The 20,410-nt window shown below is 40.4% G+C and carries 18 protein-coding genes; 3 read left to right on the top strand and 15 right to left on the bottom strand.

Translation table 11 applies throughout. The features are described 5' to 3' along the window. The 13 genes from pepT to ACOVQQ_RS01470 all read right to left on the bottom strand — a co-directional run. Positions 1-1,163: peptidase T (gene pepT / locus ACOVQQ_RS01530; protein WP_421816631.1), on the bottom strand; the 1,163-nt coding region annotated here is incomplete at its 3' end. 119 nt (positions 1,164-1,282) lie between these two features. Then, the gene (ribB, locus tag ACOVQQ_RS01525; protein WP_094485425.1) at positions 1,283-2,404 is read right to left on the bottom strand and encodes a 3,4-dihydroxy-2-butanone-4-phosphate synthase; all 1,122 of its coding nucleotides are present in this window, start codon (positions 2,402-2,404) and stop codon (positions 1,283-1,285) included. 7 nt (positions 2,405-2,411) lie between these two features. Then, complete coding sequence (locus ACOVQQ_RS01520; RefSeq protein ID WP_421816630.1) at positions 2,412-3,854, bottom strand: LptF/LptG family permease; 1,443 nt, start codon at positions 3,852-3,854, stop codon at positions 2,412-2,414. 9 nt (positions 3,855-3,863) lie between these two features. Next, entirely contained in the window at positions 3,864-4,544 is a 681-nt protein-coding gene (locus ACOVQQ_RS01515) for a LolA family protein (protein ID WP_421816629.1), read from the bottom strand. Beyond that, positions 4,544-7,060, bottom strand: a complete 2,517-nt coding sequence (locus ACOVQQ_RS01510) for a DNA translocase FtsK (protein WP_421816628.1) — start codon at positions 7,058-7,060, stop codon at positions 4,544-4,546. The genes ACOVQQ_RS01515 and ACOVQQ_RS01510 overlap by 1 nt, the downstream gene beginning before the upstream one ends. Before the next feature lie 15 nt (positions 7,061-7,075). Next, a complete protein-coding gene (locus tag ACOVQQ_RS01505) occupies positions 7,076-7,444 on the bottom strand; it encodes a diacylglycerol kinase family protein (protein ID WP_421816627.1) in 369 nt (122 codons plus the stop codon). A 6-nt stretch (positions 7,445-7,450) separates the two neighbouring features. Beyond that, positions 7,451-7,951, bottom strand: a complete 501-nt coding sequence (gene tpx / locus ACOVQQ_RS01500) for a thiol peroxidase (RefSeq protein WP_421816626.1) — start codon at positions 7,949-7,951, stop codon at positions 7,451-7,453. A 146-nt stretch (positions 7,952-8,097) separates the two neighbouring features. Then, entirely contained in the window at positions 8,098-9,000 is a 903-nt protein-coding gene (locus tag ACOVQQ_RS01495; RefSeq protein ID WP_421816625.1) for a histone deacetylase, read from the bottom strand. A gap of 3 nt (positions 9,001-9,003) precedes the next feature. After that, positions 9,004-9,204, bottom strand: coding sequence for a hypothetical protein (locus ACOVQQ_RS01490; RefSeq protein WP_094485097.1), 201 nt, complete (start codon positions 9,202-9,204; stop codon positions 9,004-9,006). 244 nt (positions 9,205-9,448) lie between these two features. Next, positions 9,449-9,826 carry a DUF4258 domain-containing protein gene (locus tag ACOVQQ_RS01485; RefSeq protein WP_421816624.1) on the bottom strand — a complete coding sequence of 126 codons (378 nt, stop codon included), beginning with the start codon at positions 9,824-9,826 and terminating at the stop codon, positions 9,449-9,451. Between the two features lie 163 nt (positions 9,827-9,989). Beyond that, complete coding sequence (locus ACOVQQ_RS01480) at positions 9,990-11,183, bottom strand: alanine dehydrogenase (RefSeq protein ID WP_094485099.1); 1,194 nt, start codon at positions 11,181-11,183, stop codon at positions 9,990-9,992. 69 nt (positions 11,184-11,252) lie between these two features. Continuing rightward, positions 11,253-11,663 carry a tRNA (adenosine(37)-N6)-threonylcarbamoyltransferase complex ATPase subunit type 1 TsaE gene (gene tsaE / locus ACOVQQ_RS01475; RefSeq protein ID WP_298144381.1) on the bottom strand — a complete coding sequence of 137 codons (411 nt, stop codon included), beginning with the start codon at positions 11,661-11,663 and terminating at the stop codon, positions 11,253-11,255. Then, positions 11,663-13,219, bottom strand: a complete 1,557-nt coding sequence (locus tag ACOVQQ_RS01470) for a response regulator (RefSeq protein ID WP_421816623.1) — start codon at positions 13,217-13,219, stop codon at positions 11,663-11,665. The genes tsaE and ACOVQQ_RS01470 overlap by 1 nt, the downstream gene beginning before the upstream one ends. Positions 13,220-13,348: 129 nt before the next feature. Here ACOVQQ_RS01470 and ACOVQQ_RS01465 point away from each other — a divergent pair, with 129 nt between their 5' ends. After that, entirely contained in the window at positions 13,349-15,064 is a 1,716-nt protein-coding gene (locus ACOVQQ_RS01465) for a DUF885 domain-containing protein (RefSeq protein WP_421816622.1), read from the top strand. A 23-nt stretch (positions 15,065-15,087) separates the two neighbouring features. Next, entirely contained in the window at positions 15,088-15,543 is a 456-nt protein-coding gene (locus ACOVQQ_RS01460; RefSeq protein ID WP_421816621.1) for a hypothetical protein, read from the top strand. A 4-nt stretch (positions 15,544-15,547) separates the two neighbouring features. On the opposite strand, the gene ACOVQQ_RS01455 is transcribed toward ACOVQQ_RS01460, so the two are convergent. After that, a complete protein-coding gene (locus ACOVQQ_RS01455; protein WP_421816620.1) occupies positions 15,548-16,258 on the bottom strand; it encodes a hypothetical protein in 711 nt (236 codons plus the stop codon). Positions 16,259-16,431: 173 nt separating this feature from the next. Further along, the gene (gene pheT / locus ACOVQQ_RS01450; protein WP_421816619.1) at positions 16,432-18,834 is read right to left on the bottom strand and encodes a phenylalanine--tRNA ligase subunit beta; all 2,403 of its coding nucleotides are present in this window, start codon (positions 18,832-18,834) and stop codon (positions 16,432-16,434) included. Positions 18,835-19,512: 678 nt separating this feature from the next. Here pheT and ACOVQQ_RS01445 point away from each other — a divergent pair. Next, positions 19,513-20,352, top strand: coding sequence for a tetratricopeptide repeat protein (locus tag ACOVQQ_RS01445; protein ID WP_421816618.1), 840 nt, complete (start codon positions 19,513-19,515; stop codon positions 20,350-20,352). Positions 20,353-20,410 lie beyond the last annotated feature (58 nt).

The raw sequence follows: 20,410 nt of genomic DNA, 5'->3' as shown, positions 1-20,410 counted from the left end.
TCGTATTTTCCATGGAAATTATGTCCACCTGCAAAGATGTTCGGGCAAGGTAATCCCATATACGATAGTCGGCAACCATCTGTTCCTCCTCGAATTGGTTTGATGATTGGTTTGATACCTAGATCTTTCATGGCTTGTTCGGCTAAATCGACAATAAACATCACTGGTTCAACCTTTTCACGCATGTTGTAATATTGATCGCGAATCTCACAACTTACAATTTCATCGCCAAATTGCTTTTTGTACTTCTTATTCAATTTTTTTGCTAAATCGTGAACAAACTCTTTACGTTTCACAAATTTCTTGTAGCTGTGATCGCGAATAATTAGTTCAACAACGCTCTCTTCAATACTTCCATGCAAATGGTGAACATGATAAAATCCTTCGTAACCTTTAGTGGTTTCTGGAGTTTCATCTTTAGGTAAGTCGGCAATAAAATGCGCAGCCAAAGTCATGGCATTAATCATTTTTCCTTTTGCATAGCCTGGGTGTACACTTTTTCCTTTAAAGACAAGTTTTGCTGAAGCTGCATTGAAATTCTCGTATTCCAATTCACCAATCTCACTGCCGTCCATGGTATAAGCCCATTGTGCACCAAATTTCTTCACATCAAAAAAGTCGGCACCACGACCAATTTCCTCATCAGGCGTAAAACAAACGCGAATTTTTCCGTGCTTAATGTCAGGATTTTGAATTAGGTATTCCATAGCCGAAACGATCTCAGTAATTCCGGCTTTATCGTCGGCGCCAAGTAAAGTTGTTCCGTCTGTAGTAATCAGTGTTTGTCCTTTGTACTTCAATAAATCTTTGAAATACGAGGGCGATAGAACGATATTTTGGTCGGCATTAAGTAAAATATCCGAACCGTCGTAATTGTGAACTATTTGTGGTTTCACATTTGTTCCCGTGAAATCAGGAGTTGTATCGTAATGTGAAACAAAACCGATGGTTGGAACTTCGTGTTCAACATTGGAAGGAAGCGTTGCCATTACATAACCTTTGTGATCCTTCGTAACATCCGACATTCCGATGGCTTTCAATTCTTTAACCAATAAACGCGCTAAGTCGAGCTGTTTTTTGGTGCTTGGAACTGTATTTGATGCGGCATCAGATTGTGTATCGATGGTAACGTAGGATATAAAACGGTCTATTAAATGTTGCATAATTTGTGAATTTCAACCCAAAGATAAACAGGGAAAGCCGTTTTTCAATGTTAAGAATTCCAAAGTATGCGCGAGTTTAAGAAAAACTACCGCTTTTAGATTGAAGAAAAGAAACGAACTTAGTATGTAACGTACTCTGTAATTTCCAATCCATAGCCAATCATACCCACACGTTTACTTTGTTGCGTATTGGTAATCATGCGAATTTTAGTGATATCTAGGTCATGTAAAATCTGCGCTCCAATGCCAAAGTCTTTATTGTCGATTACAATACGGGGCGCTTTCATCTCGCCTTGGCTTTGAAGCTGACGCAATTCTGCGAGTCGGTTTAACATATTAACGGCCGTCATATCTTGATTGATGAAAACCACAGCTCCTTTACCTTCCTGGTTGATCACGCGAAACATGTCATCGAGTTTTTCCTCGGCATTGTGCGTTAAGGTTCCAAGTAAGTCGTTATTAACCTGACTTGAATTTATCCGCGTAAGTACTTCGTCGCCGGCATTCCAAGTTCCTAACGTAAGTGCAATATGTACTTGCTTGTTGGTCGTTTGCTGGTAGGCACGTAAGCGGTAATTTCCAAAACGGGTTTGAATTTCGAAATCTTCTTTTTTCGAAATCAAACTATCGTGCTGCATGCGGTATGCTACTAAATCTTCGATTGAAACCAATTTCAAATCGAATTTCTTTGCCACCTCTACGAGTTGTGGTAGGCGCGACATTGTACCGTCTTCGTTCATGATTTCGCATATAACGCCCGCGGGTTTAAAACCAGCTAGTCGTGCGAAATCAATAGCTGCTTCTGTGTGTCCGGTTCTTCGCAAAACACCACCTTGTTTCGCCACTAGTGGGAATATATGCCCTGGACGTGCTAAATCAAATGGTTTTGTAGCTGGGTCAACTAGCGCTAAGATTGTCTTTGCTCGGTCGGCAGCGGAAATGCCAGTTGTTACGCCATGTCCTTTTAAATCAACCGATACGGTAAACGCGGTTTCTAAATGGTCGGTATTGTTGGCAACCATCGCACGCAGATCAAGTTCTTTGCAGCGCGATTCGCTCAAGGGAGCACAAATCAAACCTCGTCCGTGTGTAGCCATGAAGTTAATCATTTCGGGCGTCACCTTTTCTGCCGCAGCAAGAAAGTCGCCTTCATTTTCCCGATCAGCATCGTCAACAACAATTATGACTTTTCCTTGTCGGATGTCTTCAATGGCTTCTTCTATGGTATTGAGTACAATCATAACTGAATTAGTTGGCAGATTTTTTTTGAAATATTCGTTGAAAAAAGGAGTTTATGCCGTCGAAGTTAATGAGTCCGGTATCGTTTGTTGCACGATACGTTAGTGATAAGGCCAAAGGTGTAAGAATGATCGACGACAACCACGATCCTAAAAATGGCGGCATGCCGTCTTCTTGCGCAATTTTCTTTCCGAATGTATTGGTGAAATGGAAAATTATAAAAATCAAAATGGCAAAAACTATTGGCAACCCAAAGCCTCCTTTTCTGATGATTGCTCCTAATGGTGCACCAATAAAGAACATTAAAACACATGCATATGCAATCACAAATTTGTCGAATATTGACAACCAATGTAGATTGATGTTTTTTTGTTTATAGGAAAACTCATCGGAAGACCCTGAAATGGAGAATTGTAAGCTAGAAATTGTCCCTAACGCATTGTCTAAAACTCTTACTTTTTCCGAGTTTGATAGTTTATCAAAATAATTCAATGAACTGGTAATTTTCTTTGAAACGCTGTCTTTTTTTAGCGTATCTGCTTCCTTGGCAATGACTAGGTTTGGTTTGTATTTGATATTATCGGCAAACGATTTCTTTTCTTTATTGATATCTTTTTTGAGTGAATCTAAAGCGTAGTTCAATTCCCCAATCGTAAGCATCGAGCTTGAATTATTGATATTAGCTTCGTTAACATCAACTTTATTCAGTTTAGTTAAGTCGATGTTTATATTATACTGTTTGAATGAAGTTTTTGTAAACGGAAGCTTTTGTCGCTCTTCGTATTTTTTTGGGATAATATCTTCGTATTGAATTCCGTCGTACAGCGCTAATTGTAGCGTATTCGAATTTTCACTCGATAGCAGTTTTCCTCGTTTCGCTTTTATAACGGTAGTATTTGAAATCGAATTCTGACTGCTTTTATGGATCGTAACGCCAGTTAAATCGTTGCCTTTTTCTCCACTTTTCTTGTCTACTTTAATATTGAAAGAACCGATTTCGCTAAACTGACTTTCCGAAATAGCCATGGCTGGTTTAACCTGTGCAATGTTACTTTTGAAATTCAAAAAGCGGTATTGCGAGTAGGGGATTACGTTATTGGCAAACAAAAAGGCGAGTCCGCTGAGTAAAAAGATAAAGACCATCAAACTGCGCATCACGCGTTGCAAAGATACGCCAGCCGATTTCATTGCGGCGAATTCGTAGTTTTCCGATAAGTTTCCGAAAGTCATGATCGAAGCCAGCAATATCGATAGCGGTAAAGCCATTGGGACAATGCTCGGCATGAAAAAGACCATGAATTTTAAAATAGACGCGGCATCAAGATCTTTACCTGCAAGGTCGGAAATAAACAACCAAACACCTTGGAGAATAAAAACAAAAAACAGAATGAGAAATACCGAAATGAATGTTCGAAGAAATGATATCAGTATGTACCGGTCCAGTATTTTCACTGCTCTTGGCTAGTCGAGTTTATTGATGTAGTAGTTCGGGTATTTCGAGGCCACAAAAGTAAACTGATTTTTTGACAATGGCTGATTTGTCTTAAAGGAATTAACAGTCAAAGTGGTTTTTGTTCCATTCTTCCCACTTTCAATCATGTTATAAATGTGCTTTGTCTGCACGTCGATTCCCAAAAGCACTTCTTTACGCTGATCTTTAGAAGAAGTAGGAACCAATTTTATGTATTGAATTTTTCGTCCTTTTACATTTTGAAGAATGTCCCAATAATATTTGTAACCACTATTAAAGAACGTCAGCATTTTTGAAGGTGTTATCGCATTGCTGTCGTTATCATCGTATTTTGAAATGCTCACTTCTTCATCTTCTGGAACTATAGTGTAAACTTTCTTGCCATCAAAAAGTTTTGTTGTTCCCATGAAATTCAGCAAATACTTGTCGCCTTCCAGAATAACGCTTCCTTTAGATTCTTGATTAACATTCTCGCGGCTATTCTGTAAACTGTATTTGAATTCGATACTTATGTTATTATAACTTCTAACCTTAGCAGTAACTTCATCGAGTAAGCTCTTTGCTTTCTTGTCTTGGGCGAAACCAGAAATCGCACTCAAACAGATACATAAAAAGGATAGAACAGTTGTAAGATAAGCTTTTTTAAAAGCACGTTGACTTTTAGAAATCATCACTTGTTGTTTTCTTCGTTATTTAAAAACTGATGCAAGCTCGCTAAATCTGTAAAATTTACGTTACGGGCTTTGCTTCCTTCAAACGGACCAACGATTCCGGCGGCTTCCAGTTGATCGATTAATCGGCCAGCGCGGTTGTAACCCAATTTCAACTTTCGTTGCAATAAAGAGGCTGAACCTTGTTGTGCTGTCACAATAATCTCGGCAGCTTCGCGGAACATCGAATCGCGTTCCGACACATCTATATCAAGTTTAATGCCACTTTCTTCGTCGCCAACATATTCTGGCAATAAATATGCATTTGGATACGCTTTTTGCGAACCAATATACTCGGTAATTCGTTCCACTTCAGGCGTGTCAACAAAAGCACACTGCACACGAATTACGTCATTTCCGTTGCTGTACAGCAAGTCGCCTCGACCAATTAACTGATCTGCACCTTGCGTATCTAAAATCGTACGGCTATCGATTTTCGAAGTAACTCGAAACGCAATACGCGCCGGGAAATTCGCTTTAATGATCCCCGTGATTACATTCACCGAGGGGCGCTGTGTGGCGATGATTAAGTGAATTCCGATAGCACGCGCCAACTGAGCCAAACGGGCAATTGGTGTTTCTACCTCTTTTCCAGCTGTCATAATCAAATCCGCAAACTCATCAACTACTAGGATGATATATGGTAAAAATCGATGCCCTAATTCTGGATTTAATTTACGTTGCTTAAACTTCTCGTTGTATTCCTTAATGTTGCGAACCATGGCATCTTTCAACAACGAGTAACGGTTGTCCATTTCCACGCAAAGCGAATTCAATGTATTGATAACCTTATTGTTATCTGTAATAATCGCATCTTCCGTATCTGGTAATTTAGCCAAATAATGACGCTCAATTTTATTGAATAGTGTTAATTCAACTTTCTTAGGATCTACCAATACAAACTTAACTTCGGCAGGATGCTTCTTGTAAAGTAATGAAGTGAGAACGGCGTTCAAACCGACCGACTTACCCTGACCTGTTGCTCCCGCCATCAATAAGTGAGGCATACGAGCTAAGTCAACAACAAAAGTTTCGTTACTAATCGTTTTTCCAAGCGCAATAGGTAACTCCATTTCTGCTTCCTGAAATTTCGTGGAAGCAATAACACTTTTCATCGAAACTGTTGTCGGATTCTTGTTCGGAACTTCAATACCAATCGTTCCTTTTCCTGGAATCGGTGCAATGATTCGAATTCCTAAAGCTGAAAGCGATAAAGCAATATCGTCTTCCAAACTCTTAATCTTCGAAATTCGAATTCCCGCTTCTGGAACAATTTCATATAAAGTTACCGACGGACCTACTGTTGCCTTGATTTGTGCAATCTCAATTTTGTAATTGCGCAAAGTTTCAACAATACGATTCTTATTTTCTTCTAGTTCTTCTTGATTGATCGTAATTCCGCCAGAAGCGTAATCTTTCAATAAATCAATCGACGGAAATTTGTAATTCGATAGGTCGAGCGTCGGATCGAACAAACCAAAATCGGCCACCAAACGATCGGCTAAATTTTCACTAACCACAATTTCTTCCTCGACTTTCTCAATCACAAAAGCCTCTTCAGGATCTACGTGATGGCCTTCAATTTCGATATCGTCATCGTTTGTAAGATCTAACGAAATTTCTTGGCGCTGCGGTTCGGTTTTTAATTGAATTTCCGATGCTGAACCAATGGTAGGTTTTAACGCCTCTTTATCGATTTCAAATGCGCTAGGTTTCGAGATTAAAACGGGTTCTGGGATGTCTTCTTCTTCAATAGAAAAATCCACAGCTGCGGCGGGTGCAACAGTAGCGGCGGTGGTATCTTCTACGGCAAATTCTTCTAAATTATAAGTTGTTGCTACCGATTGAGCGGCGGCAGCTGCTTTGAGGTCGTCTTCAGAAGGCGCTGCTTTTTCAGGTTTTTCAAAAAAGGTTTTAACAAAGTCGGGCGATATCTTCACCTTAAAAATCAGGTAAACAATAAGTCCAAGAACCAAAATAAGTGCTGTTCCTGCTTTTCCGGCAAAATCTTGCAGCAAATCGTTTAGCTCGTAACCAACCATACCTCCTAATTCCGGTAAGAAGTTGGCAAAAAATCCGAGCGAAACTGAAACGATTAAAATCGCAAACAAGTCCCAGAACCAGGTGCCGCGAAGCTTAACCACCGGGATGTCTAAAATCATATACAAACCGGTTAGAAACAACAAACGCACCAAAAGGAACGAGGCAACGCCAAAACCTTGATGGAGAAAAAACTCAGCGATGAATGCTCCCGTTTTTCCCAGCCAATTCGAAACGGGTTCGGATCGATCCGCGAAAGCGTCTAAAGCACTCTGATCTTGTGAGCCGGATATAAAAAAAGAAATGAAAGCCAAAAGCATGGCAACCGACACTAATGTCAGCACAAAACCAGCAATAACAATATTTTGTCTGCTGAAAATTTTCGACGTTTTAGGTGCACTTGCTTGCTCCGATTCTGATTTCGTTTTCTTTGCCATACCTGCAATCGAAGTTTATATAAAATACGGTAGATAAATGAGTAAGCCAACGGCAACTGCTGTAATAGCTGCAAAACAAACGGCTCCTGCTGCAATATCTTTTATGAAACCAATTTTTTTGTGATAATCTGGATGAATGAAATCGGCAATCTTTTCCACAGCAGTGTTTAAGCCTTCGATTCCTAAAACCAAACCGCAGGCCAATGTTTGCAACATCCATTCGGTGCGCGAAATGCCTACGTAAAATCCCAAAAATATCAATAAAACGGCAAGCGAACTTTGCACCATAATACTATGCTCGGTAGTCACCAATTTATATGCGCCTTTTATCGCAAATTTGAAACTTTTTAAACGGCCGGTAACAAAACTGTGATCTGTCTTCATTGCCTCTTATTTCAAGCCGGCTAGGGCTTGCTCGTAATTCGGCTCATTTGCGACCTCAGGAACTAATTCAGTATAAATAACTTTGCCATCAGTGTCAACAACAATTACTGAACGCGCATGTAAACCTTTTAACGGACCGGTAACGAATTCCAAACCGTAATCTTTTCCAAATTGCCCCTCTCTAAAATCAGAAACAGCATATACGTTTTCAATACCTTCAGCACCACAAAAACGTTTGATAGCAAAAGGTAAGTCACGTGAAATACACAAAATAGCTGTGTTTTCTAATTGCGCCGCTTTGTGATTGAACATGCGTACCGAGGTTGCGCAAGTAGGCGTATCGATACTTGGAAAAATATTTAAAATAACGCGCTTCCCGGCATAATCCGACAAGTGGATCTCTGATAAATCGGTTTTAACTAAAGTAAAAGCTGGTGCTGCTGCGCCAATTTGTGGTAAATCACCCGAGGTTTGAACGGCGTTTCCGCCCAAAGTTACTGTAGACATGCTGTTTTAATTAAGTTTCCAAAATTAAATAAAAAGCCGTGTCTTTACCATCTTTAATACAAGCGATTTTCCAAAAAATAAAGCTCAAGCAATTTTTCTGTTTTCCAGCAACGAACAAGCGTGTTTTTTACTGATGTAAGTATTTGTTAATCAAACAAATCAACCGCTAAACGAAAGGTATTGCAATGCGCTTCAACAATTGTTTTTACCTCTGGCGAATATCCGCCGCCCAAAGCCACAGTTACCGGAATATTCCTTTTTTTAAGTTCTTGAAATACAATTAAATCGCGCGTTTTGCAATCTTCCATACTCACCTGTAATTTCCCAAACTTATCGGTTTCCAGTATGTCTACTCCCGCCAAATAAAATGCAAAATCTGGCTGTACATCATCGAGTAGTTTCGGCAGTGTTTCGTTTAAAATCGATAAATACGTAGCGCCCGTGGTTCCGTTGGCTAAACCGACGTCTAAATCCGATTTTTCTTTATGAAACGGATAATTCGTAGCGCCGTGCATGCTAAAGGTAAATACCTGGGCATTGTTTTCCATCAATTTTGCAGTTCCGTTTCCTTGATGAACGTCCAAATCGATGATGATAATCTTCTTTCGTAAATCTTTATGCAACAAATAGTTAGCGGCTATCGCCATGTCGTTTAGCAAACAAAATCCTTCACCGCGTTCCGCAAAGGCATGATGTGTTCCGCCAGCAACATTTAAAGCGGCTCCGTGTTCTATAGCGTGAATCGCTGCATCGATGGTTCCCTGAGTAATAATTAATTCGCGCAAGGTGAGTTCGGGCGATTGTGGAAATCCGATTTTTCGCTGCTCCGCTGCACTTAATTCCTGATGAATCAGCTTGTTGTAATACGCCTTTTCATGCGTCCATAAAACCACTTCTTCCGAACACGGCTGCGGTCTAAAAAAGTGCGCTGCCGTACAAGTGCCTTCGTGCAATAATTGTTGCGGAATCAATTCGTATTTCAACATCGGAAACCGGTGATTTTCCGGTAAAGGATGGGCGTAAATCGGATCAAACGCAATTTTAATCATAGGCTAGGGAAGGCGTTCGCCGTACGAATTGTCGGTTTCTGGATTTCGCAATTGCGATTTTATTAAAACCTTGACATAATGACGGTTACGACGCTCTTTTTTCGAATTATCTCGCTTATTCACACGCTTATCATGCACAATCTCATTCAAATCGTTTAAATCTTCCAGATCCGTCACGTCTTTTATCGATGTTCGCTTAGGCATACCGTAAATGCTGTTTCGTTCAAAAATACGGGATTTCAGTAGCCAAAAAACTACTTTAACAATCGTTCAAATACTTTTTATTTGAGGTCTTTTTCGGATTTGGGCGTGCCGGCGCAACTGTCTTAGCCAATACCGTAAGGGCGCCGTCGGGCTTTCCGCTCTATCCCCAATTGCCATTGGGGGATGCCGCTGCAATCCCTCACGCAAATAAGTGCACGAAAATACGTCCGCACGAAAAGGAACTTTACTTCAATTTAGCAAACGATTTTATCAGAACTTTTTCCGATCCGTTAACAACAGCAACTTCAATCGGTTCGTTTTGCTTGTTTCGACCTTCAACTATGTAGAGTTTTCCGCCCTGAGTAGGTTTGTTACTACGGCCAAAATCAACGTCGCCATACGTCATGATTTTCCGAACATCTGCCGTATCAATTTTTAAAACTTGCATCTGCATACGAGCCGAATCGCTATAAACAGCTGGCTTACGACGAATGTCTTTCAAAACACGCGCATTCGGAAAATACGAACAACCCACATCTTTCCCGCCAATCATGTAATACACGAAAATGGCGCCGATTGTACATCCAAATAAATAATAGGCTAAACGTTGGTAGAACTTCATGCTGATATTTTTTGCAAAAATAGCTTAAATAAATACGTGCTTCGTGCAGCTTTTTGTACAATTTAACAACGCCATTGCAAGCATTTACGAGCAAGTAAAATAACTAGAAATCCATTAAATAAAATATTCAATAAAGCTTATTTAATCAGCTTACATTCAATACTTAGAATACAATTAAATTAATGTCGCTGTACGCAAAACTAAACCAATCGGCAACGGTTTTATTTGTAAAAATTCCGTGATATAAGTACACGCCGTGTTTCAATCCTTGATCGCAACGAATTGCCGCTTCAATACCGCCATCTTCCGCAATCTGAAGTAAATAGGGCGTAAGTATATTGCTAATCGATAACGACGCCGTTTTGCTGTAGCGCGACGGAATATTGGGAACACAATAGTGAATAACATCGTACTTGACAAAAGTGGGTTTTTCGTGCGAAGTTATTTCCGAAGTTTCAAAACATCCACCGGTGTCTATGCTCACATCAACAATCACGGCTCCTTTTTTCATGTGTTCAACCATGGTTTCGGTAACAACAACCGGACAACGATCTTTTCCGCGCATGGCTCCAATAGCCACATCCGTTCTGCGTAAAGCTTTTAATAACGCTTTCGGCTGTATGGTAGAAGTAAAAATTGGAACGTTTAAATTGTTTTGTAATCGCCGTAATTTAGTAATCGAATTGTCGAATACTTTTACATTGGCACCTAAGCCAGTGGCGGTTTTTGCAGCAAATTCGCCCACCGTTCCAGCACCAATAATAACTACATCGGTTGGTGGAACGCCGGTAATGTTGCCAAACAACAAACCTTTTCCTAATGTATCGTTAATCATTAATTCGGCGGCAATTAAAACCGAAGCTGTTCCGGCAATTTCGCTTAACGACTTAACTGCGGGGTACGAACCGTCTGAATCTTTAATGAATTCAAAAGCTAGAGCGGTAATCTTTTTCTTTTGCAAGGCCTCGAAATGCTCTTTCCGACGAGTTTTTAACTGCACTGCCGAAATTAGTAAGCTATCGGGCTTCATCATTTCAATTTCCTCGATACTTGGCGGTTCCACTTTTAAAATCATCGGACACGAAAACACTTTCTTGGTATCGTGCGTGATTTCCGCACCGGCGTCCGAATATTCTTTATCGCTGTACGAAGAGTGCAAGCCAGCGCCCGCTTCCAATATAACGCGATGTCCGTGCGAAACCAATGAATTTACGGCATCAGGTGTCAAGCAAATCCGACGTTCTTGAAAACGCGTTTCCTTCGGAATTCCAATAAACAATTCGCTTTTTTGCTTGCTTATTTCGAGCTTTTCTTCTTGCGGAAGCAGCTGTTGGTGCGTAAAAGGTGTAATCGACATAGTGCATTTGCTTAGGCCGCCCTAAATTAAACAATCCGATAGATGTTTTTAACGAATGTTTACATTTTTTTAATTCCTAATTTGAAGCTTCCGATCGCCATTCTCCAATAATTCAATCGAAATCAACGTATTGGAATTCGGAATTAAATTCGGCGTTTTATCCGGCCATTCAATAAAGCAGTATGATCCGCTGTAAAAATACTCTTCAATACCAAAATCAAGCGCTTCGGCTTCCGATTTTAAGCGATACAAATCGAAATGATACGCGGCAGCTCCGTTCGCAATCTCGTATTCATTTACAATAGAAAACGTCGGACTTCCTCCCACGCGACCGCCACCCAATTGAAAAACAAGTTCGCGAATCAAGGTAGTTTTTCCCACGCCCATTTCGGCGTCAAAAAGTAAAATTCGATGCTGGGCGTTTGCCAGAATAAAGCTCGCCGCGGCAGGCAAATCGTCTAAAGCAAAAGTCAATTCCATCAGTTCTTTGGGTTGAAAACGAGAAAAGGAACAATCATTTCTTCAAGCGAAATTCCGCCGTGCTGGTACGAATTCCGGTAGTAACTCACGTAATGATTGAAGTTGTTCACATACGCTAAGAACAAATCGTTTTTTGCAAAAATGTATGAACTCGACATGTTAATCGTCGGCAAGCCAACAGATTTCGGATCTTTCACCACAAAAACATCCTTTTCTTCATACGTTAAACTTTTGCCCGTTTTGTAACGCAAATTCAGCGACGTATTTTTATCGCCAATCACTTTCGAAGGATTCTTAACGTTTATTGTACCGTGATCCGTAGTGATAATTAGTTTAAAACCAAGCTTTTGTGCTTGTTGAATGATTTCCAACAGCGGCGAGTTCTTGAACCAACTCTGAGTTAACGAACGGTAGGCCTTATCATCTCCGGCAAGTTCTTTAACCACGTCCATTTCGGTTTTTGCATGCGAAAGCATATCCACAAAGTTGTAAACAACCGTCACTAAATCGTGACCTTTCAAACTCTTAAAGCTGTCTACCAATTTCTTACCCGAAACTAAATTCGTAATCTTGAAATACTCTTGTTTAATATTCAAACCCAAACGACGAATTTGCTCAGTTAAGAACTCGGCTTCATACAAGTTTTTTCCTCCTTCATCAATATCGTTTTTCCAATATTGCGGAAATTGCTTTTCCATTTCTACGGGAAGTAATCCACTAAAAATGGCGTTGCGCGCGTATTGCGTGGCTGTAGGTAAAATGGCGAAATACGGCACTTCTTTCTCCAATTTGTAATGATTTCCGACGGTCGATTCAAAGGCTTTCCACTGGTCGTATCGCAAATTATCAATCACCACAAACAAAATAGGTGCTTCTTTCTTTTTGATTTCCGGAACAACTAATTCCCGAAACAAGGTATGAGATAAAACCGGACGGGCCGCTTTGGGTTGCATCCATTCGGCGTAATTGCGCTCAATAAACTTTCCGAACTGCGAATTGGCTTCTGCTTTCTGCGATTCTAAAATTTGAATCATCGCCTGATCTTCAATATTTTCCAATTCCAATTCCCAGAAAAGTAACTTCTTATACAGGTCGGTCCAATCTTCAAACGTATTTACCTGCATGAGTTCCATAGAAATTTTTCGGAACTCTTTCTGATAATCGAGTGTAGCTTTTTCAGAGACGAGACGCGAGTGATCTAAATTCTTTTTCAAACTCAATAAAATCTGATTCGGATTTACAGGTTTGATTAAATAATCGGCGATTTTCGAGCCAATTGCTTCTTCCATGATATACTCTTCTTCACTTTTGGTAATCATGATTACAGGCACTGCCGATTTCTTTTCTTTCATTTCAGCGAGCGTTTCTAGGCCATTCATGCCGGGCATGTTTTCATCCAAAAAAACGATGTCAAAATCGCCACTTTCAAAGAGCTCAACGGCGTCTCTACCGTTGTTGCAGGTGGTTACCTGATAGTTCTTTTTTTCTAAAAACATGATGTGAGGTTTAAGAAGATCAATCTCATCGTCAACCCATAAAATTTTGATAGCACTCATACGCTCAATTTTTGTTGCAAGATAAAAGTAAGGATGTCATACTTTCTTAAAACTATAATAAAGCTCAAAAAGTATGCACGTAAGTATTTCATTTAAATTTGATAAATTTACAAGAACAAACATTTTTTCATGCGCAAATATCTGCTACTTTTTTCAGCATTACTATTGGTTTCGTGTTTAAAAGATCGTCCGGGCGATACCGAATTTGATTCCTACAAAAACAGTTTTATTGATGCCTATTGGAAGTTAAATCCGGAAGCTGCTGTGGCGAACGGAAATCATGCGTACGACAGTTTACTGGTGGTTCCGAACGCCGAATCTCGAGCTAAAATGCTTGAATTCGTTGAAAATCAACGTGAAAAACTTCAAGATTTCGACCCCGACGATTTGAGTACTTTGAATAAAATCGACTGCGAATTGCTGAAAAATCTGTTGGCACAAATCGAATTTTCTGTGAAAGAACTCAAGTCTTGGCAATGGAATCCGGCTGAATACAACGCCTGCGGACAGTTTTCGGAGATTCTCACCAAAGTCGATGCAAAAAACACCAAGAAAGTAAACGAACTCGCGTATCGTTTGCAGTTTGTTCCTGAGTATTATGCTGCGGCGCGAGAAAATTTGAAACAAGTTACCAAAGAGCATCTAGAATTAGCTATTGCGCAAAACGACGCGGCTAAGGCGGTATTTACAACTGATTTGCCGCAGCTTTTCAAAAATTCGACACTCTCCAAAAATCAAAAAGATAAAAACCTAAAAGCGTGCGAAGCCGCTGCTAAAGCCGTTACAGCCTATGTGAAATTTTTAGAAGGCAAGCGCAACGGACCGTTCAGAAGCTTTCGTTTAGGAACCGATTTGTATGCCAAGAAATTCGATTTGGAAATTAATTCAACGTTTTCATCTAAAGAAATTTACGAGCGTGCACTTAAACATAAGGATTCATTGCATGCGCGCATGTACAATCTTGCAAAAGAGCTTTGGCCAAAGTACATGAAAAATGAAGTAATGCCAACCGATAAACTTTTGGCCATTCGAAAAGTTATCGATGTACTTTCGCTCGATCATGTAAAACCAGAAGAATTTCAATCGGCTATTGAGAAGCAAATTCCAGAATTAGAACGATTTGTTCGCGAAAAGCAGCTCATTTATATCGACTCTACCAAACCGCTAGTTGTGCGCAAAGAGCCAGCGTATATGGCAGGTGTGGCTGGTGCTTCGATTTCATCGCCGGGTCCGTACGATATTGAAGGAAATACGTATTACAACGTCGGAAGTTTATCTGGTTGGGATGCTGCCCGAGCCGAATCATACTTGCGCGAATACAACAATTACACCTTGCAAATTTTGAATATTCACGAGGCAATTCCTGGCCACTATGCGCAGTTGGTGTATAGTAATCAATCAAAAAGTTTGGTAAAATCACTTTTTGGAAACGGCGCCATGATAGAAGGTTGGGCGGTTTACACGGAGTTGATGATGCTCGAAAACGGCTATAAAGCCACGCCAGAAATGTGGTTAATGTACTACAAATGGAATTTACGCAGCACGTGCAATACCATAATTGACGTGGGAATTCACACCAAAAATTGGTCGGAAAAGCAAGTAATCGATTTGCTTACGCGCGAAGCTTTTCAACAAACCGCCGAAGCTGAAGGCAAATGGAAACGCGCCACTTTGTCGCAAGTACAATTGTGCAACTACTACACAGGTTTTTCGGATATCGTTGATTTACGGGCAGCGTATCGCAAGAAAATGGTAGATAAATTCAATCTAAAACAATTCCACGAACAGTTTTTGTCGTACGGAAGTGCGCCCGTGCCGTTGATTCGTACAGCGATGTTGGAGTAGGAGCGGACCTTAAAAAAAAGTTCATGAAAAAAGTACTTCTAGTTTTCATTATTTGCTTGTCGCAGCACAGTTTGTCGCAAGTGGTGAGCAGTTTTAGCGCCTACGAAGCGCAAGGCAATAAAGTGAGCGAACTCGACGCACGCTACAAAAGTGCACTTCATACCAATCTCGATTTGGCGGTGTTTAAGACAGAAGACGAGCAACGCATTTTTACGGAAGCTTATCAAAACATGCTGGCCGAGTTCGGTTCGTTTTTAGCCAAATCTGATTTCAGCTGGGAGCAACAAACCCGCGGTTTCAATCGGATTTACTTCAATGAAAACGGTACCGTTGATTATTTTTTATTCGATTTCAAAAATCTAGACGCAAAAAAAGCAGCTACCTTTCAGCAACTGCTTTCTGAATTTTTGAAAACGTATAATTTTCCGATCAAATCAAAAGTGAAATTCGCTCAATGCTCACCGGTGGTTTACAAGTAAAAGTTTACTCTTCACGATAATCCGAATTCCATACCACCGAACTCAAATTTTGTTTGTTCATAAATAGGCAATATCCCGCAACGGCAATAACCGATTTAAACATGAACAAAAACAAAATGAAACCAGCCATTGGAACCGTCTCTCCCAATCTCGAAATCGGCGCGCAAAGTGTTAGTAAAATCGACACAACTACGCAAGTAATCAAGAATGTATTCAAATTTCGAAGCGGAAAGGCTTGTATTTTACGCGCAGCGCTTAAATCGGTGCCCCATTTGTCGATAAGGTAGTACAAACCGTCGCCGATGTACGTAAACAACAACGGATCGTCGTAGCTTTTCAACTTAAACGATTTTGCCGGCGCCAAGATAAAAAAAGAGCTAATTGTAGTGTCGTGTTCTTTCTCTAACGCACGAACTTTTGTAATGGTATCTTCCGGAATTCCGCTGATGAAAAGCGACGAAGGCAAAAAGCGTAAACGGTACGACAGTGCCAATTCGCGAATAGACTCTAAACTATAAACGCGCGATAAATCTAATTTATCTTGCTTAAAAAGAGTTTGATATTTGCGATCTGAGTTTTCGATACGCGCTTTAATGTCGGCGCGTTCGCGATCTAAGTTCTCAAAAATCGCGCGGATCGTATTTTCAACATGCAAGGCTTCCTTCTTGCGAAGGTCTTTCAAGGATTTTTCTAAATCGACAACAGGCATTTTCATATACTCAAAAGTTTTTATAAAAATAGCGAAGTAAATGAAGCTGTTGAAATAAACAGATGTTAAAGTGTTGGCGTTTAGTTGGCTAGCTTTTTTAACTACTTTTCCATTTAAAACTGAAAAAGCAGCATCCGCTCAGCTATACTTTGCCTTAAAAAACAGCCGTTACAGCACTATTAACGCAACGTAGCCTCGAATTGCTTCGCGAAAACGTCGGTTAATTTCGACATTACTTTGTCAATCTGACTGTCAGTCAATGTTTTATCCTTGTCTTGCAACACAAAGCTCAATGCGTACGATTTTTTGCCAGCAGGTAAATTCTCGCCTACGTAAACGTCGAATAAGTCAACCGACTTCAACAAACTTTTCTCGGTTTGTTTAGCGGCCTGGGCCAAGTCGTTAAAAGAAACCGACTCGTCGAGCAGCAGTGCCAAATCGCGGCTCACTTCTGGGAATTTCGGAATGTCGGTAATTTTTAACTTCGTAGTAACGCGCTTGCAAACGGCTTCCCAATCGAGTTCGGCGTAAAAAACCGCTTGTTTGATGCCGTGCTTTTTTAACGAAGCGCCGTGAACCAAACCAATGCTAGCTAACGTACCTTCGCGATCAAACAAACGCAAACCTTCGCTAATCGATTCCGAACTGAAACTCTCATTGTCGTACCGATCTATTCCTAAGCGTTTGAGAATATTCGTTACGATAGCTTTCAATTCGTAAAACGAGGTCGGTTGTGCCGGAGTAATCCAGTTTTCGCCGTATCTATTTCCGGTAATTACCAAGGTCAGTTTTTTGGCTTCTTGGTACGCACCGTTGTTGGTGTGATATACTTTTCCGAACTCGAAAAACTTCAAATCTTTGTTCTTGCGATTGCTGTTGTAGGCAACGGCTTCCAAAGCCGAATCGAGCATGTTGGTGCGCAATACAGCTAAATCCGAACTAAGCGGATTCAGTAATTTTACAGCATCTTCTGATGCATGTTCCGGTGATGTTAACGAATTGGCCATCATCTCATAGAAACCGTTCGCAGCCAATTGCGTGGCAATGCTGTTTTCCAATTTAAACGACTCCGTTCTTGGCGAATTCGCTACAGTAGCGTTCAATTTCTTCGAAAACTGAATATTGTTGTAGCCGTACACGCGAAGTATCTCTTCGATCACGTCGATTTCGCGCTGAACATCAACACGATACGGCGGAATCAACAATCCCAAACCGGTGTCGGTTACGCTATTGATTTTAATGTCGAGCGAAGCGAGTATTTTCTTAATCGTATCGGCTGGAATTTGCTGTCCGATGATTTTCTGTGCTTTTTGTAAGTTAAGGAAAACGGTAAACGGCTCGATTTTCTTGGGATGAATGTCGATGATATCCGACGTAATTTCGCCACCAGCCACTTCTTGAATCAACAAAGCGGCGCGTTTCAAGGCATATTCTGTAATGTTCGGATCGATCCCGCGTTCAAATCGAAACGAGGCATCGGTACTTAAACCGTGTCGTTTGGCTGTTTTGCGAACCGAAACCGGATTAAAATACGCGCTTTCCAAGAAAATTGCCGTGGTTTCGTTCGATACACCCGAGTTTTTTCCACCAAAAACGCCTGCCAAGCAAAGCGGATTTTGTGCATCAGCAATTACCAAATCGTCTTCGTGTAATTCGCGTTCTTGATCGTCGAGTGTCAGTAATTTCTCGCCAGCTGTGGCCGTTCGAACGTTTATTTTCTGACCGTTTATCTTCGCGGTATCGAATGCGTGTAGCGGTTGTCCGAGTTCGTGCAACACGTAGTTCGTAACGTCTACCACATTATTTTTCGGCGTTAAGCCAATGGCTTTTAGTTTATTTTGCAGCCAAGTAGGCGAGTCTTTTACGGTTACGCCCGAAATGGTAACGCCGCAATAGCGAGGCACCAGTTTGCTGTCGGCTACTTTTACATCAATTTTGAGTGTGCGTTTGTCGACGCGGAAGCTTGAAATCGATGGGGTTTGCAATTCCGGAACGCTCGACTTTTGGAGCAAGCCGGCACGTAAATCTCGTGCTACGCCAAGGTGCGACATGGCATCGGCACGGTTTGGTGTTAATCCGATTTCGAAAATAAAATCGCTTTCAATATTGTAAGTGGCGGCGAGGGCGGTTCCGGGTTTCAGTTTGCTGTCGAGCACTAAAATCCCGTTGTGACTGCTGCCGAGACCAATTTCGTCTTCGGCGCAAATCATGCCAAAGCTTTCCACGTCTCTGATTTTTCCTTTTTTAATGGTAAACGATTCGCCGCTGTGCGTATGCAAAACCGCGCCGATAGTGGCTACAGGAACTTTTTGTCCGGCGGCAACATTGGCGGCACCGCACACAATTTGTAGCGGAGTAGCTTCACCCACATCAACGGTAGTTACCTTCAAACGGTCGGCATTGGGGTGTTTTTCGCAGGTAAGTACATGTCCCACAACAACGCCTTTCAGTCCGCCTTTAACCGATTCAAAAGCTTCTACGCTTTCCACTTCAAGACCTAAATCGGTGAGCACTACGGCGAGTTCGTCCGGATTTTGGTCGGTTTTCAAAAATTGTTTCAGCCAATTGTAGGAAATTCTCATAGCAATAAAAAATCTGCGCAAATATAGTCACCTAATTTCAAACACGACTTGTGAATTGGGCTTGGAATGAAAAAAAATAGCGGTCATAACATGGCAAAAAGGGCAGGCTAGGACAGGGGTTTGCAACACCCACCTGCGACGCATTCATTTTCAGTTCCTTGAGATTAAAGAACGGGTTACATGATTCGTATTTTTCAGGGCACATCCTGCCGCCGGTATTTGGTGGAAGTTCGTGCAGCGGCAGATCGGGCTTTCCACTCCAAGGCGCAACACGCAACCGCGTTTCAGCTACGGTTTTTGCACAGCTTCTTTCAGTCGCTGCACCAAAACCAGCTTCAAGCGCCGTTTCGTGTCACGGCTTTCCGTTGCAATCCCTTGTGCGCGGAAGTGCGCGAAACGTATCGTTGCAAAAAATACGTGCGTTAGTAAAAAATACCTATAAGTAAGTAGTTTTGGGTAGCAAAGAAACGCGTAAATTAGCAAAGGATAAAAATGATCAATTTTTTAATAACCAAAACAAAAAGCGAAACAAGTATCAATTTAAGATATTCAAAACACGCAAAAACTTATTGGTGCAATTTGCTGTTTTTAAATAGGTTAATCTTGTTTTTGAAGATTGAAAAAATGGAAGGGATTTTGCTAATTATCTAGTTGCCAACCATTTTAAAACCGCTTAATATGAAAAACATACTTTTAACTATTCTTTTTCTATCAACATTAAATTGCTTTGCGCAAGACAAACTTGTTTTTAATACAAAATTTGTTCAAAGTGAAGACAAATGGGTTGCCTTTGAAGCTGACTCTGTTGGTTCTTATAATTTTGGTTTTATATACATAGATTCGCAAACTGGATTGACTTTAGATTACGCTGGATCATTTAAGATTGATAATAATGGAAAGTTCATTATCAAAAAGAAAGAATTAGATGGCTCAATGAAAGTTAGATTACAACCTAACAATAGATTAGTTGCTATCATTCCTGAATCACATTATTCTGAATTAGGCATTTCAAAATTTCCAGAATGGCTAAAATATTATAAAGAAAATGAAAACTCAATCGAGCGATTATATAAATGGGGATTTATGTATAATGGTTGGGGAGAATGTGCAAAGGCTTTGGAGTTCTTAGAAAAAGCTAACAAAATTAATCCCGATTATAAAGGATTACGTGTTGAGTTAGGATATTCTTATAACTGCTTAAATCAATCTGAAAAAGCTATTATCATATTGAAAGAGGCAATCAAACAGGACCCAAAAGACGCTTACACTTATAAAGAACTTTTATATTCACAAATACATAACAATCAGCTTAAAGATGCGATTGAAACATATGAAAAAATTTTAAAAGTTGTTGAGGATAAAACTTATAATGCTGAAAATGCTTATAATATTTTAGGTGAATATTTTCGCCAAAAAAATATTGAGAAATTCAACGAATGGATAGCAAAAACAGAAATTGATAAAGACAAACGTTTTGGACCATACGTTGAAAAATTAAAAAGTGAATTAAAAAAATAAATACGGCACATAACAACCGCAACCGTTCCACAACTACCTTTCTAATCAAAATCGTTGA

This window comes from Flavobacterium sp. (assembly GCF_049240005.1).
Classification (GTDB): domain Bacteria; phylum Bacteroidota; class Bacteroidia; order Flavobacteriales; family Flavobacteriaceae; genus Flavobacterium.
This window is presented reverse-complemented; position numbering and strand designations above follow the sequence as displayed.